At 55.1% G+C, this 15394-nt stretch carries 12 protein-coding genes; 4 read left to right on the top strand and 8 right to left on the bottom strand.

Annotated features, from left to right (window positions below; translation table 11 throughout):
* Positions 1–199: 199 nt before the first annotated feature.
* From HCX89_RS13970 to HCX89_RS13935, 8 genes are all read right to left on the bottom strand, one after another.
* The gene (locus HCX89_RS13970) at positions 200–1534 is read right to left on the bottom strand and encodes a PAS domain-containing sensor histidine kinase (protein WP_167716450.1); all 1335 of its coding nucleotides are present in this window, start codon (positions 1532–1534) and stop codon (positions 200–202) included.
* Positions 1531–2961 (bottom strand): sigma-54 dependent transcriptional regulator, encoded by a 1431-nt coding sequence (locus tag HCX89_RS13965; protein WP_145839201.1) that lies wholly within the window; start codon positions 2959–2961, stop codon positions 1531–1533. Before HCX89_RS13965 ends, HCX89_RS13970 begins: the two co-directional genes overlap by 4 nt.
* Positions 2962–3087: 126 nt before the next feature.
* Positions 3088–4287 carry an ABC transporter permease gene (locus HCX89_RS13960; protein ID WP_167716448.1) on the bottom strand — a complete coding sequence of 400 codons (1200 nt, stop codon included), beginning with the start codon at positions 4285–4287 and terminating at the stop codon, positions 3088–3090.
* Between the two features lie 10 nt (positions 4288–4297).
* Positions 4298–5608: an ABC transporter permease gene (locus HCX89_RS13955; protein ID WP_025888626.1), complete on the bottom strand. Its 1311-nt coding sequence runs from the start codon at positions 5606–5608 to the stop codon at positions 4298–4300.
* 11 nt (positions 5609–5619) lie between these two features.
* On the bottom strand, positions 5620–6342 hold the full coding sequence (locus HCX89_RS13950; protein ID WP_028779504.1) for an ABC transporter ATP-binding protein: 723 nt from the start codon (positions 6340–6342) through the stop codon (positions 5620–5622).
* 35 nt (positions 6343–6377) lie between these two features.
* Complete coding sequence (locus tag HCX89_RS13945; RefSeq protein ID WP_025008867.1) at positions 6378–6626, bottom strand: hypothetical protein; 249 nt, start codon at positions 6624–6626, stop codon at positions 6378–6380.
* Between the two features lie 10 nt (positions 6627–6636).
* Positions 6637–7899: an efflux RND transporter periplasmic adaptor subunit gene (locus tag HCX89_RS13940; protein WP_025008866.1), complete on the bottom strand. Its 1263-nt coding sequence runs from the start codon at positions 7897–7899 to the stop codon at positions 6637–6639.
* Between the two features lie 262 nt (positions 7900–8161).
* Positions 8162–8926, bottom strand: coding sequence for a cobalamin-binding protein (locus HCX89_RS13935; RefSeq protein WP_082813104.1), 765 nt, complete (start codon positions 8924–8926; stop codon positions 8162–8164).
* Positions 8927–9382: 456 nt separating this feature from the next.
* On the opposite strand from HCX89_RS13935, the gene HCX89_RS13930 reads away from it, so the two are divergent.
* From HCX89_RS13930 to HCX89_RS13915, 4 genes are all read left to right on the top strand, one after another.
* A complete protein-coding gene (locus HCX89_RS13930; RefSeq protein ID WP_254774470.1) occupies positions 9383–10708 on the top strand; it encodes a glycerophosphodiester phosphodiesterase in 1326 nt (441 codons plus the stop codon).
* Positions 10709–10718: 10 nt separating this feature from the next.
* The gene (locus tag HCX89_RS13925) at positions 10719–13070 is read left to right on the top strand and encodes a PEGA domain-containing protein (protein WP_071237370.1); all 2352 of its coding nucleotides are present in this window, start codon (positions 10719–10721) and stop codon (positions 13068–13070) included.
* A 12-nt stretch (positions 13071–13082) separates the two neighbouring features.
* The gene (locus HCX89_RS13920) at positions 13083–14756 is read left to right on the top strand and encodes a hypothetical protein (RefSeq protein ID WP_071237371.1); all 1674 of its coding nucleotides are present in this window, start codon (positions 13083–13085) and stop codon (positions 14754–14756) included.
* 73 nt (positions 14757–14829) lie between these two features.
* Positions 14830–15393, top strand: a complete 564-nt coding sequence (locus tag HCX89_RS13915; protein ID WP_208224392.1) for a DUF1629 domain-containing protein — start codon at positions 14830–14832, stop codon at positions 15391–15393.
* Position 15394: the final 1 nt, after the last annotated feature.

The following is a 15394-nucleotide window of genomic DNA, read 5'->3' as shown; positions in this document are numbered from 1 at the left end:
ATACAGCGCATGGATAACAAGACAGAGTGCGGCATTGTCCCCGAAAATTCCCTTTGTTGCCTGAAAAGGCCATTCCTTTAACAAGAGCATTACATTAACAGCAGCGCCGGAACCGAGTCACCCGCCAGCGACATATTTACCTGAAAAATAGCTATTTCGGCTGAGTCGAGATCCGTTAAAAATCACCCGAAAGTATGACTCACTGTTGCGGTAACCACAGCTGAACCAACAAGCCACCATCCTGACGGTTTTGCAGGCTGAGGCGACCGTCGTGAGCCTCGGCAATCTCTCGGCACAACGCCAGTCCCAGGCCACTGCCCTGAGGCTTGGTGGAATAGAAGGGTAACAGCGCCTGCGACAACACCTCCGCTGACATGCCACTGCCGCGATCCATCACGCAGATACTGACGCCGGCAACCGGGTCGGCAGCATCACTGCGCCAACCGGAGCGGCTGGCTATCTGCAGCTCAATCTCCTCAGGCGCCGAGCCGGACTCATGGGCGTTTTTGAGCAGATTCAGCAACACCTGCTCCAGCTGCACCTCATCGGCCAGCAAAGTCAGCGTAGGGGTCTCCCGGCAGACAAAGGCGTAATGCTCAGCCAACTCAGGCAGCAAGCGGGCCCATGGAATAACGTGTTTCCTGGGGCTGGGCAGCTTGGCAAAACGGGCATAACCCTCGATAAATTGCCCCAGATGATTGGTGCGATTTTCTATGGTATCGAAGATCAGGCTTAGCTTGGGATCTCGGTTCTCTGTGGTCAAGCGCCGACCCGAGTTGACCATGGAGGCAATAGGCGCCAGCGAGTTATTGAGTTCATGACTGATTACCCGGATCACCTTCTTCCACACCGCCACCTCCTGGCGGTTGAGCTCACGGGTCATCTGCTTGAGCAGCAACAACTGATGCTGCTGACCATTGAGGTTGAACTGGCCGCGACTCAGGTGCCAGCTCTGGTTTTCGCCTTCCGGCAAGCCGAGATTGAACAGGCCATCGCGCTCACTCTCCAGCATTTGGCGCATCTCTTCGCTCACCTTGGCTTTGAGCTCAGAAAGGCTGCTTCCTTCCAGGCCTTTCCTGGCATTGAACAGATGTTTGGCGGCGTCGTTGGCATAAATGATATGACCCACGCTATCGCACAGCAGCATGATATTGGGCGAGTTTTGAATGACCTTATCCAGCAGCAATTCCCGCTGGTAAATATGCTGCCGCTCCTGCCTGAGCCGGGCCGACGCCTCGTTGAACAGTTGAGCCAGTCTATCCAGCTCATTGATGCCGCTGTCCGGCAACGAGACACTAAAATCTCGATCAATCAGGTTAAGCATGCCGATTTCCAGCCCCGCCAGGCTGTCACCCAGGGTTCGGGTCAACCTAAGCCCTATGCCCAGAGCTGCCAGCAATCCTGCCACCACCGCCAGCCATAACCATTCAGGCCCCAACCACAACAGACAACCCCACCCGAGCAGCAAACCCAGCAAGGTGCTCAGCAGCATGCCCAGCAGCAGCCTGTGTCTTAGACTGAGTCCTCCTGTCATGCCTGCCTCTTGCCGTCGATACCAAACTTCTCCATCCGCCGATAGAGCGCCTGACGGCTGATGCCAAATGACTTGGCAACCCTGGCGATAACGCCGCCGTGCTCGGCCAGCGCCGCTTCTATTTCCGCCTTGCCCGGCTCCTCTGCCCCGGCTTGTTGGCCTTGGTTCTCTGGAGCTTGGCCGACACTTGAATCCAAGATAGTTTTCGAGGCGGTTCCCGCTGCCAAACCGAAATCACTGCAGCTCAAAGACTCGCCGCGACTCAGCAAAACAGCGCGTTTACAGGCGTTTTCCAGCTCGCGTACATTGCCGGGCCAGTCGTGGGCCAGCAGTGCCTCTTTGGCACTCTTGTCCAACGTAAGGCTCTTGCTCAGCGCCGAGCTCTTGTTCAAGGCCGCGGCCGCGTCGGCACAAAAGTGCTCCACCAGCGGCAAGATGTCATCTTTGCGCTGCGCCAATGGCGGCAATGCCAGTTCCACCACATTGAGGCGATAGAAAAGATCCTCGCGAAAACGGCCTTCGATAATGTCCTGGCGTAGATCGGCGTTGGTGGCACTCAGCAGCCTGACCTTGACCTTACGGGTCTGGTGGCTGCCCAGGCGTTCAAACTCGCCGGTCTGCAATACCCGCAGCAGTTTTATCTGCCCGGACAGCGGCAGGTTGCCTATCTCATCCAGAAACAGGGTACCTCCATCTGCCGCTTCGAAACGGCCGATACGGGCCTTGGTGGCGCCGGTAAATGCACCGGCCTCGGCGCCAAACAACTCGGCCTCCATCAGCTCCATCGGCAAGGCGCCGACATTGACCTTGATGAGTGGCTTGTGTTTCAGTGGCGAATTGGCGTGCAGTATGTCCGCCAGCTTATCCTTGCCAGCGCCGTTGGGACCTGTGATCAGCACAGAGACATCCGAGCGTGCCAGTTGCAACGCCAGATCAACACAGCGCTCCATGGCAGCGCTGGCAAATACCAAACCACAGAGATCGGCGCCTTCGAATGCCGCCTGACGTTGCTGCTCACGCTGCTGCAACTGCTGGTTATCCTGTTGCAGCTTGTAGAGGGAAATCAGGTTGGCGACACTGTTGAGCAACTTGTTGTCATCCCAGGGCTTGGCCAGATAATCGGCGGCCCCGGCCTTCATCAATTCCACTGCCATTTCCAGCTCGGTCCAGGCGGTGAGCAAGATGATTGGCAGTTGCGGCTGACGACTGCGCAAGGCGTGAAACAGTTCCCGCCCTTCCTCCCCCGAGGTGGTGTCGCGGCTGAAATTCATATCCTGGATCACCAGGCTGACCTCTTCTTGCTCGATAAAGTACAGTGCCTCCTGAGGGCTCTGACAACTGAGCGGCCGGTATCCGGCAATTTCCAACATCAGCGACAACGCCTGACATACGGCCTGATTGTCATCGACAACGAGTACAGTATCCATCATGCCTGCTTGTTACATCCTGTTATATCTGTTGTAAAAATTATGGGTAAAACTACCCTAAAGCTGCCGCCAACGCGAGCCAAACTGCATGAGCCATGCCGTCGACTCGAATGGGCGGCAGGCAGATCAGACGCTGCGGGTCGCCATTGCCGGTGAGATATTCGCCGCCCTGCGGGCAGGCAAGACCACAGCCACTGTCGTCACCAGCAACATGCCCACCACTGTTAGCAGCGGATAGATCAGGTCGAGCTGTGGCAGGTCATAGTGCTGCATCAGTTGTTGCCCCAACACCACGGCAAGACAAGCCCCCAACAGCCCTCCGGCGATACAGATAAGGTAGTTTTCCGTCAGAAACAGACTCAGGATATCGGCCTTGGTGGCCCCCAAGGCCCGCCGGGTGCCAATCTGTTTGGTGCGGCGCTGAATGTTGAACATCACCATACCGGTCAGGCCCAAACTGGTGATCAGCAGCAGCAAAATCACCATCATGGACAGCACGCTGACCATGAGCTCGTGGTCACGATAGGAGCTTTGCTTTACTTCCTGGATAGATTGGAAATCATCGATCACCCGATTGGGGTTTTCCTTCATCAAGGCCTCGAGGATCTGCTCTTTCAACGCCTTGTGATGCTCGCTCGGCGCCCGCACCATGTAGAAATGCCCGGTGTAATCGACGTTCTGGATCAGGCTGTACTCGAGATCTTTGCTGTCCACCCAGGCACCCTGCAGTTTGTCGACCACACCTATCACTGTGACATTCTCGTCCCTGTCGGCCCAGAGGGTCTTGCCCACGGCGGACTCGCTGGGCCAAACCTCATCGGCCAGCGCCTTGCTGATGATCACCAGCTTATTGCTGCCGTTAACATCATCATTGATCTCGTTGGCGTAGAAGTTACGCCCATCCACCAACTTGACCCCCAAGGCTTCCAGGGTGTGCTCTGTCCCCAGGTACATGGCAAGCTGAGGCGTCGTCTTGGACGTTTCCGGATCCGGCCCCAGATTCAGCGTGGTGGACCAGCCACTGCCACTGAGCGGCAACATATTGGTGGACGTCGCCGTGACAACATTGGGCAGGCGGCGGAGGATCTGCTGGTCGACCTTGTTCTGCAGCCTGGTATCTATATTGGGGTCGAAGTTGTAGACGGTAAAGGCCAGGATCTCCTGCTCGGCAATCCCGGAATCACGCTGCATCATGGTCAAACGTTCATGGATAATAAAGCTGGCATTGGCGACTATGGCCACCGATAAGATGATCTGCATCAGCAGTAGTATCGGGCCGCTCTTGCTGCGCATCAGGCTGCTGAAAACCGGTTTAATATTTAGCATAGTCAATCCCTTACTGGCTCTTGAGGTAAACGCTTGGTTTAGTGCGGCACACAACCCAAGCCGGATAAAGACCCGCCAACATGGCGGTTCCTACCGCTATCCCGGGGGTGATAAACCACATACTCAAAGACAGGTGCGTCAGCCCTTCGGCAACCCCGAAGCGCGCCGACAAGCTATAGAGTGCTCCCCAGGCCCAGGCGAGACCGAGAAAACCACCCAGCAGCCCGATCACGCCCACCTCGACCATGTATTGAGAGAAGATCTGCCCGCGGCTGGCCCCAATGGCGCGGCGCACGCCAACCTCGGGAGCTCGCTTAAGGAACTTGGTCAGCATCAATCCCAGAATATTGACCAGGCAAACACTGAGAAACAGTATGCTCAGCCCCACCAGAATCTTATTGTCCTCGGGCACTACATGATTTTTCTCCAGCCAGGCGTCTACATCGGACAGCTGCGCCGACTCAGAGGGAGACTTGCCATCGGTGAAGCGCCCCAGTTCTTTTTGCTGCTCGACATACTGAGCGAGGAAGTTCTTATAGGCGGCTCTGTCTTCTGCGCTTGGCAGATCGACCCAGTACTCGAGCCAAACTTTCTCTGAAACCAGTCTGTCCTGATAGTTGTCCAGACGCTCATACTTCCAACCTGAGACATTCCCCCAAATCGGAAACTCTTCATGGGCGGCCAGCGAAAACGGAATATACACCTGCTCGGCACTGGCAAAGGCGCCGCTGGTAGGATCGTAATACTTGGGCTGAGGATTCCAGTCGGCTATCACGCCCACCACCTGAAAGGGTTTGCGGTTGAGATAGACCGTCTTGCCAACGCTGTTCTCGCCGCCAAACAGCTTCTGGTTCAGCTTTCTGCCGATAACCACTTGATAGGCCGCTTGCTCGTCCACTGATTTGTCCCAAACGTTGCCATAGAGAAAAGGCACTTCGAACAGCGGGAAGAAGCCGCGGTCTGTCACCCTGACGCCCTGCAACATGGGTAGAACTTCAGGGTCATCCGTTTGCACCGCCATACCACTGCGGAACATGGCGGCCTGCGATTTGGGAAGATCCCCCTTACGCAGATTCATGGCATCCTGAAAAGTGATCAGCGAGTGAAACTCATCCCAGGAATCGGGTCCCTGGCTCCACAGCTGCACTGTGTTGAGTTGCTCGGCGCGATCCCCGGCCGGGTTGAATGACATCATGCTGTACACGTTCAGCGTGGTGATGGTGATCCCTATCCCCACTGAGATGGCCAACACCATCAACAGCGACAATATCGGCGTCTTTTTGATGCTGCGCCAGGCCAGGTCAACATAGTAAATAAACATGCTCGCGCTCCTTAGCTGGCCACTTGTTCGGCCACATCCAGCTGCGGCGCCTGTTCGGTTTGATAGCGGCTGAAGTCACACACCTGGCCATCCACTATCTGGATATTGCGCTGGGCGCGGCGGGCCAGCTCCGGGTCATGGGTCACCATGATGATGGTCGTGCCGGCCTTGTTGATCTCTTCCAGCAGTTCCATCACCTGGCGGGCCATCAGGCTGTCCAGGTTACCCGTAGGTTCGTCGGCGAGCAGGAATCTCGGCTCCCCGGCCAAGGCGCGGGCGATGGCCACCCGCTGCTGCTGACCACCCGAGAGTTGTGAGGGCAGATGCTTCATTCTCGCCCCCAGGCCCACCTGCTCCAGCGCCTGCTTCACCCGCTTCTGGCGCTCCTTGGCACCAAAGCCGCGATAACGCAGTGGTACTTCAACATTCTCCGCCAGATTCAAGTCAGGGATAAGATTAAAACCCTGAAAGATAAAGCCAATTTTCTCATTACGAATGGCCGCAGCCTTGTTGTCACTCAGGTTGGAGATATTGACATCATCGAGAAAATACTCGCCATGGGTAAAGCCTTCGAGCAGACCGGCGATATTGAGAAAGGTGGTTTTACCCGAGCCCGACGGTCCGGTCACGGCAACAAATTCCCCCTCTTGCACCGACAGATTGAAATCCCGTAACGCATGGGTTTCCACTAAATCCGTTTTGAACACCTTGTTGATATTTTTCATGGTTAACATGGTTTTAGTTCCTTATTTTTGCGTTATTCGGTGAGTTATTTTAGTTTCGTCAGGGCAGACAGGCATTGCCCAAGCCACTGGCCCGGCGCCATCGCGGTATGGCTGACATCGGTAACTTGCCCCGGCTCGGCCGACACAGAGTTGACTGTGGTGGCTTCGATAAGATTGAGTCCCAGCAGGAACCAGTCCGAGGTATCTCGGGTATAGACCAGAGTCGCCACCAGCAACAGCATAAGAGCCAGGGCCGCCACCAGACGTTCGGTGTTGAAGCTTTCGGTTTTCATTCTTCTCTCCTCAGCGAACCAGCACTTGCTCGGCGTCATTGAACAGATCGATATTGGAAATCACCCATTGATCTCCCACCTCGCCGCCTTCCAGCACCTCGATATGGCTCATGCTACGGGCACCGAGTTTGATCTCGGTGCGCTCGGCAATATCCCCCTGGAGACGGTACACCAGGCGGCCACCGCCACTGTTCACGAAGGCGCCGCGCTTGACCATCAGTACATCGGCACGGTTTTCCAACAAGACCCTGGCCGACAGGCGCTGATTCTGCCTCAGGTGCAAAGCGGTATCCTGCTGGAACCGGACCCGGGTAGAGACTTCGCGGTTACGTACTTCGGGGGAGATGGAGGCCAACTTGCCCATCACCATCACGCCGCCGAAGTTGAGTTCCACATCCATCCCCAGCCCCAGTTCATCGGCGTAGGTTTCCGGCACTGCCAACTCAGCCTCGAAGGCACTCAAGTCCACTACGGTCAGGATCGGCTGGCTCTGGGCGATACGGGCTTTTTGTTCCGTCAGCCAGTTACCTATGATGCCGCCAACAGGGGCTGTGATGTTCAGTGCTGCCACCTGACGTTCCAACTCGGCTACCACCAGTGCCTGACGATTGACCTCGGCCGCCTTGTTTTGCAGCTCAAAGGTCAAGGTGTCTTTCATCAGTGCGGCTTCCTGCTGGGCATGGGCATACTGCAGCTTGGCCTTGTGCAACTCATCCTTGCTCTTCTCGTAATCTATCTTGGAGATCAGGCTGGTTTCGATCAGTTGATCGCCGCGGCGGCTCTCCCTGTCTGCGGCCTCCAGATCCACCTTGGCCATATCCAGTGTCTGATTCGCCTTGAGTTGATTACGTCTGGCGTCCAACTTGGCCCGTTCCAGGGCACTCTTCATCCCGTCGAGCAGGGCCTGCTGCTGCTTGAGGCTGTTGGTCAGGCTGTGGCTTTCTATGGTCGCGACCACCTGGCCCTGCTCGACCCTGTCCCCTGGATTGGCTATCAGAGTCACAGTGCCGCCTTCCGGGCTGTAGAGGATTGGTGCGTTGGCGGCGACTATCTTGCCTGTAGTGGCGATATCCCGGGTTAGAGTGCCGCGCTCCAGAGTGGCGAAGCGCAGCTCACTGCGATCTATGGATTCACTGACACCGCTGCCACTGACACTGGCCCACACCAGGCCCGACAGCAACAATACTGCTGCGCCCAGGGTAGCCGGCCACTTGAGGCGACGCGCTAAACTCGGCGCCACTTGCTTGTCTTGTCCGCTGGTATCCTTAATCATCCCGTTTGTTCCTCAATTGAGCTTGTGACCATCTTGTTGCAACTAGGTTTACAAAGCTTGTGCCAAGTTTAGATAGTCATAGTTATCAATTGGTTGGAAAGCAGTGAAGATTTTATTTGTGTCCGCGGACAAGCAGATACTGTCCGCTTTTTGCAAAAGTGTCCGCCTGGCGGACACTTAGTAACAGAAGAATAAATAGAGGGGGGCTTAAAACGCCTGCAGCAGGATTACCAGACTGGCGCCGAAGCCGGGATGATGATTGTCATAGCCGCTGCCCTTCGCGGGCCTTGTCGAGCACCTTGCAGATAGCCTCAACACCTTCCAGCGCCCTTGGGGTCGCCCGGTGCAGAATATCGGCGTTAAGTGTGTAGATTTGTTCCATTTTCACCGCAGGGATCTCCTGCCATTGGCTCCAATCCAACCGCTTGCCATCGCCCTTTTCATCTGTCTTGATGATCACCTCGGGTTGACTGAGAAGCACATTTTCCATGCTTACCTGGGGATAGGGAGAGCTGCTGTCCTTGAAGACGTTGTTGCCATGGCAGACTTCCAACAACTGCTGGATCCAACTGTCCTGGGCCACTGTCATCAAAGGCTCGGACCAGAGTTGATAGAACACCTTGATCTCCGGCTTGGTGGCATTGTCCCGGCGCAAATTTGCCAATTGCTGCCGGTAGTCGGCAGCCACTTCCCCGGCCTGCTGTCTGTGACCGGTGAGACGCCCTAGCTGTTCCAGCTCTTCGGCAATGCCTTCCAAGGTCTTGGGGTCACTGCCGTAAATGCGATACCCAAGCTTGGTCAGCTGTTCTATATCTTCGCTGCGGTTACCCGTGTCCCAGACCACCACCAGATCCGGATTCAGCTCTATCACTCTTTCTATCTGTATGCCGTAGTAACCGCCTATACGGGGAATGGCCTTGGCGGCCTCGGGGAAATCAGCATAGTCTGTGGTGGCCACTATCTGTTCACCCGCGCCTATGGCAAACAGCATCTCCACCGCATGGGGAGAAAGCGCCACTATGCGCATAGCCGGCCTGGCACTGACGCTTTTGTTGCCCCCCTTGTTGACTGCTTTGTCGGGCGACTTGGCCTGGGCGACAGGGCTCAGAGCCAAACTGCAAAGCAGGCAGAGTATCAGTCGGTTCACCTAGTTTCCTTGGTTATTCACAATTGTGCTTCAAGCATACCTCAAGCAAGTTGTGAGTAAAACGCGCATCCCAGGTTCTGCGTCCGCAAAAAAGCGGATGATTTGACCAATTAAAAGTCAGCCAATGTTCAGTTTTGAGACAGCACAAGTAAAACTTGTTAAACATTGGCATTACAGGTTGACCGAGAGTAAATAATTAATTTTAATACCCTTAATTTATAAATACTTATAGAGCACCAAGGAACCCCTGTGCGTCTCTTTTTCGTCCTGATATTTTGCTGTTTCGGCCTGCTTGGCGGCTGTAAAAGCACTCCATCCGCCCCAGAACCTCAACCCGTGGATCCGCAGAAACTGGCATTGGAACAAGCCTTCAACGCCAGAGGCTTTACTTTGTCACCACTGGATAACATCAATTATCTGGGGGCCAGGCAGTGCAGCAACCTGGAGCTTCAGGCCCACAGAGGCTCGATACGTTTTCCGGAAAACTCGCTGGAAGCCGTCATAGATGCCCTGGATAACCAGTTCGATGTGATTGAAATCGATGTGCGCCTGACCCGGGATGATGTCTGGGTCATTCATCACGATGGCCGTACCGGACGTGAAACCGGCACCATAGACAATAAGCGCCGCAAGATAGAGTCGATTCGCTATGAGAAAGAGTGGGGCTATCTGCGCCAGCGGGACATGCAAACCGGCGCACTCACAGATACGGTACCGCCCAACTTTCGCCAACTGGCGCAGGTGTTCAGTCGCTATGCCCATAGCGGACAGAAGCTGAATATTGAGATCAAGAGTCGTGCCGGCAGCCGGGATCTGGAGATGCTCGACTATCTGGCCTTCAGTATCATAGGCCAGGGTCGCTACTTCTACAGCAGTCTGGAGCTGGAAAACCTCAAAAAAATGAGGCAGATAAACGACGCTGTATTCCTGTCCTTTATCCAGAGCCCGGCCAAGGCCTCGATGAACAAACTGGCGGCCGATATGAAACGCGGCGCAGGTCAAGACCCCATCTTTTTGCGTAATCAATCCATGCTCGAGGATATTCAGGGTTACGCCAACCGCCGCTACCGGGAAAAGCGTTATGACTCCTCGGCCGGACTCAATAAGCTGAAAAAGGCGCTCAAGTCCAACTTCGGTATCGCCCTGGACATACGCCACTATCGGCAAAACGCCTCTGGGTTCAAATCGGTGGCCCATAACCGCGGCATTCCTGTGGCCAGCTATACCATCAATGGTCATGATTACCACGAACAGAGCCTGCTGGGACTCAAGCGCAGTCAACTGCCCGACTCTGTGATTATCGACGACAGTCTCTATGGCTTTTGCAGCCGCTTCGCCCTGCCGCCCATGCTGCCTTATCAAGGCAGCACTGAGCTGACCCGCAAGCTGGCCACGCTGCCCAAGGACCTGGATCTCTCCAAGCTCTCTTTGCTGGAAACCTACTGGCCCAACGGCCTGTATCCGGCGGTGGATGGCAAACTGAAGTCCTTCAAGACAGGCGCTGTGGCCAATAAAGGCAAGGCGTCCCAGTCCGAGTCTGGCGACGGCTTTGTTCCTGTGATCATGAAAACCCAGGCCGGCCCCAGAGAAAACCAGACCCAAGTAGACCTCACCGCAGATGACGCAGTGAAAATAGAGCTGCGCCGCAGCGAGCAGCAGTGAGGAACCAAGGATGAAAAAACTGTCCTGGCGGGTCTTTTTCCTGCTGCTGAGCGCCGCCTATCTGATCCCAGAGGCCATCTTCAACGCCCAACTGGTTTCTTTGGTGGGCTTGGGCACACCCAAGCCCGAGCAACTCGAACACCTGGAGATTTACGGCCGCACCATTTCCGGGATAGGTGTGACCCTGCTGCTGGCCGATCTCTTGCCGGCGCGGCTGTTCAAAACCGGCCTGAGAGGCAGCCTGACCCTGTTGCTGCTCACCTTGTGCGTCTGGCCCAGCGTGTTTTTCGGTCAAAAATACCTGATAGAACAATGGCTGATTGAACCCTCTACCCCGGAGCAGCGTCAATACGCGGCCTACAGCGCGGCGCTGCGTGATGCCCTGGCGGTTAACGCGGTCGAAGTCGAAGGTCTCAACTACGACCCCAAAGAGCTGCACAGCTCTGAAAACCTGACCTTTCTGGCCCTGTTCGGCGGCCTGGCCTATGCCGACCACAACCTCACCGACAACCTGGATGATTACAAGCAGAAGATCATTCACAACTTCGTGCAAAAGCGGGCCTATCGCGACTTTGACCAGCACTATCACGACTTTGGTCAACTCTATGATGAACTGTCGGCCAGCTATCGCAGTTATGCCGAAGGCTCCAACCGCTACAACCAGACCCTGGCCGGGATCCCGGAGCGGGAGATGGGTTACTGGCAGAACATAGAGCAGGAGGTCAATCAGGGATGGGGCAAGTATCGACAGGCGCAAAAGGCCCATGTGGCCAAGGCCGGTGCCAGGGCCCAGGAATATGGCCCCAAGATCTTCGCCTACCATGAAGATACCAACCGCTGCCAGGAACGCTACAAGAAGTCGTCCCAGAAAGAACGTCGCTATCAATGTATAGAACGGGAAAACGCCCGCTACAAGACAATGATCTCCAAGGCAGGGCTCGGCTACATAGATCCCAACTACTGGTTGATAGTCGAAGACATCAGCGCAGGCGAAAACCTGTTGTCCAGCGCCCTGTTCGGAGTGATGACCGCCGGTGTCGGCACCGCCATGCAGGCGCTGAGCCTGGCTACAGGTGGCGATGGCGGTCTTAAGGACAAGCGCTACAAGTACACAGACGATCCGGATCATTACCAGCGCCTGTTCTTGGCCCATCCCAAGTTCCAGGCGATGTTTGAAAAGGAAACCGGCTATCCGTTCAACATAGCGTCACTGGCCGACTTCAGGGTGCATCCTGTGACTCAGGTGAAACTGCGCCGGGCCCTCAAGGCCAAGGGGCTGAAACTGCCGGACAGCTGGCATATCAGCAATCGTCCGCTGTTTAGTCAAAGCGTGGCCAAGACGGTTAAGGCCGAAGCCGATGCCCGCTGGCAGAGCGAGATGCGTAAACGCGGTTTGGACTTGCCCATCAATTTAAGTTGGAACGCCTTCCAGTTGCATCCGCAGATCCAACGCAAGATAGCCGCTCGCATGGGCGATCTCTATGTGCCGAACGTCCGCGCCGACTGGAACCAGGCCAACTTCAAACGCCATGTGCTGGATCCCAACATCCAGAAGCGTACCCAGAGTTACCTGCAGATGCTGGCCGAGTCGGAACGTGAATTTGCCGATGGCGGACGCTATGCCGAGCAAGGCAAGCAGGCGCTGCGATCTGTGATTATTCCGCCCATCTCCATGTCACTCAGCCTGTTTTTGATCTGTATGACCTTTATCAAACTGCCGCTGAAGACGCTGCAGCTGTTCCGGCCCGGCACGAGTCAAGCAAATGCCAGCGAAGACAGTATCGGCATAGATGAGAATGCCAATGAAAGTGCCAAGTCCGGCAAACGCCGCTGGCTGGCATTGACCGCTAAGCTGTTGCCACCCCTGTTGCTGCTGACCTTGCCGGTGCTTTTGGTGCAAAACCGCTACACCCAGGATGATACCAGCCCGGTGAACTACTTCCTCACCAAGGTGGAACAGTCCGGCAATATCGGCTTTGCCTACGCCCTGCGCTGGACACTGCACGCCCAGCCGCTGCTGCATCCTTTGGGGCTGAGCTTTGAGCAACACACGGGTATCTATCAGGCCTTCTCGCCACTGGCGCATTCACTGGCCAAGATAGACTTGCTGCACAAGAGCACTCCAACGCCACTCAAGGCCAGCGAGCTGGCACCGACCGAGACACGCCTCAAGGTCGAAACCAATGTGAACAACGCAAATATCAGGATCATGAACATCGGCCCCAAGTATCACCCGGGGATCCGGCTTAAACCGGGCAACTACGATGTGCAGGTAAGCGCCCCCGGTTATCAGACCTACCGCAAATGGCACAGCCTGAATGGCGGCGAACAAACACTGACAATCCGTCTTTTACCCAATTGACAAGGAAACTGAATGCACCATTGCAATCAACCCATTTATGCCAAGGAAAACTTCTGCGGTCACTGCGGAGAGTCCCTGCCTGAGCAGCCCAAACTGAAGAATATTAAGGATGTCGCCCCTGAGATCCTAAAAGATCTCAAACCCCACTATTCCGGCGCCAGGACCTTCACCGGCCGGGTCAACTCCAGTTTCCTCTACAAGCGGCGCCGGGTAGACAGTGGCAATAACCTCACCTACAGCTACTGGTGGCTTGAGCTGGAAGACAAGGACGGCAACATAGAGCGGGTCAGTGTCAACGCTGAGAACAAGTTCTACGACCAGCTTCGCCGCGGCGATGTGCTGACCTTGTTTTATCCGACAGACTACACCCTGAATTACCGCATCGAAGGTAAAGACGCCAAACGCCTGGTCAGCCATAACCATATGGCTCCGGCCGCTATCAGTCATGAAGCCGACGGTCAACGCTCCACCATAGTGCCCGACTATGAGCCGGGTAGCCAATCCAGCGCCTTCTGGTGGCTGCTGCTGGGGATTGCCAGCGCCTTGTTGCTGTACTTTGGTGCCAAGCAACCCACAGAAATCGCTATCGGGGTGGCCGTGGTTCTGTCTGTGGTATGTTTCATTCTGGAGCGTCAGCGCAACCAGAAGAAACACACCAGGGAACTGCGCCGCTACGAGGCGCTGCAACTGGCGATGAAACGCCTGTTGTCTGTCACCCAAGAAGTGCTGGGCTACCATATCGCCCAGCGGCCGAGAAAAGACTCGGATATTTTCTGCTTCAAATGCCAGAGTCGCATCGACGGCGAGCACGGCTACTGTGTTCAGTGCGGCAGCTCGCAGCAGCAGGCACCGGCAACGGCCGCCAACAGCCTCAGCGTCCGCGATGAGGAAGAGGCCATGATGCGGCAATACAGCCTGAGTTACCGTGAGCCCTATCTGCACAAGCATGTCTTGGCTGGCGATGAAAAGGGTGAAGTCAGCGTCTCCTGTATCATGGGCAAAGTGCTCGACAGAAGTGCCAGCGCCAGTGTCGATGACTTCACGGTCACCACCACTAAAACCACCACCACAGACCATTATGTGGGTAACAGATTCTCCCACAGCACCACAGACACTGAAACCAGCAGCCATCGCAGCCGCAGCTCCAACGTTGATGGCGAAGTCTTGCTGCAACTGGCCGATGGTGAAGTGCGGGAGATGCGCTTCGGCGAAGATCTGTTGGGGGATCTGGATGTGGGCGATTGGATGATTTACGCCAGCTCAAGGGCCAAATTGGGCGTTGATGACTATAACCGTGAGTACGCCTATAACCTGACCAAGAGCAAACGTTATAACAACACATCTTTCCAGCAATACGGCAAGCTCAACGGCGCAGGCACCTGGATCTTGTTGGCGATTGCCGCCTTGGTCTTCAACTTCTGGGGCCCGGATCATATCTGGTATCCGCTGTTCGATATGCTCTACTTCCCGCTGCTGGATCCCATCTACAGTACCTCCTTCTTTAGACACAACCTGACCCTGGTGGTGTTTATCATGGTCAGTGCAGTACTGCTGGTTTGGACCCTACTTTATGGTCGGCGTAACCAAGAGCGTAAGCGTAAACTGCTGTCACGCCTGACCGACCATATCGACGGTTTTACCCGCGCCATCCCAGAGTTGAAGGAAAAGCTTAAACGTATGGGCTAACGCCGGTTTATACTCCCCAAGCCACCTCACGAGGTGGCTTTTTTGCCCCAGAGAAAAATGTAGAGAATTGAGAATGCAAGTAGCCTATATAAACGAAGACATGAATGAAGGGGAATCATTATTTAGTGCGGTCGATATTCGCTCGTCACTTTATGATGACAATGATTTTATCCCAACAAGTTGTCTGAATGAGATTGTATGGCAGGACACTGACATCCTCGATATTGAAGCGTTGGACTTAATCAGAGGGGGTGCTTTTAATGTTACCAAGGAGATAGCCGAATTAATAATGAGCTTTGACCCTTACGGGGTCGAAGTCTATCCCTCCAAGTTAACCTGCGCCGGCACAGGGGTTTTATCCGATCGTTATATACTGGCAGTAGACAACTTGGTGGATGCCGTCGATACCGAAAACAGCACCAAAATAACCAACACTACCACCCGGTTTTTCTTATCGGCTGAAAAAATCAACAAACTTCCCGAAAGTAAAAGACACGTATTCAAACCGATAGGAATGACGAAAACATTCTTCTCTATTGAATTACTTGAAGCCCTCATACGCCTGGACGAGGAAGGAAAGATAAACACCAGCATTGTGGCATTCTCATTTGATACATCTGAAGAAGCACCTAAATAAC

Source organism: Shewanella sp. Iso12 (assembly GCF_012030025.1).
In the GTDB taxonomy this organism is placed as follows: domain Bacteria; phylum Pseudomonadota; class Gammaproteobacteria; order Enterobacterales; family Shewanellaceae; genus Shewanella; species Shewanella algae.
This window is presented reverse-complemented; position numbering and strand designations above follow the sequence as displayed.

Coding starts and splice junctions, on each gene's coding strand:
- HCX89_RS13920 (WP_071237371.1), top strand. CDS start 13,083: ATGCACCATTGCAATCAACCCATTTATGCCAAGGAAAACTTCTGCGGT.
- HCX89_RS13940 (WP_025008866.1), bottom strand. CDS start 7,899: ATGATTAAGGATACCAGCGGACAAGACAAGCAAGTGGCGCCGAGTTTA.
- HCX89_RS13915 (WP_208224392.1), top strand. CDS start 14,830: ATGCAAGTAGCCTATATAAACGAAGACATGAATGAAGGGGAATCATTA.
- HCX89_RS13960 (WP_167716448.1), bottom strand. CDS start 4,287: ATGCTAAATATTAAACCGGTTTTCAGCAGCCTGATGCGCAGCAAGAGC.
- HCX89_RS13950 (WP_028779504.1), bottom strand. CDS start 6,342: ATGTTAACCATGAAAAATATCAACAAGGTGTTCAAAACGGATTTAGTG.
- HCX89_RS13970 (WP_167716450.1), bottom strand. CDS start 1,534: ATGACAGGAGGACTCAGTCTAAGACACAGGCTGCTGCTGGGCATGCTG.
- HCX89_RS13935 (WP_082813104.1), bottom strand. CDS start 8,926: ATGCGCATAGTGGCGCTTTCTCCCCATGCGGTGGAGATGCTGTTTGCC.
- HCX89_RS13925 (WP_071237370.1), top strand. CDS start 10,719: ATGAAAAAACTGTCCTGGCGGGTCTTTTTCCTGCTGCTGAGCGCCGCC.
- HCX89_RS13965 (WP_145839201.1), bottom strand. CDS start 2,961: ATGGATACTGTACTCGTTGTCGATGACAATCAGGCCGTATGTCAGGCG.
- HCX89_RS13945 (WP_025008867.1), bottom strand. CDS start 6,626: ATGAAAACCGAAAGCTTCAACACCGAACGTCTGGTGGCGGCCCTGGCT.
- HCX89_RS13955 (WP_025888626.1), bottom strand. CDS start 5,608: ATGTTTATTTACTATGTTGACCTGGCCTGGCGCAGCATCAAAAAGACG.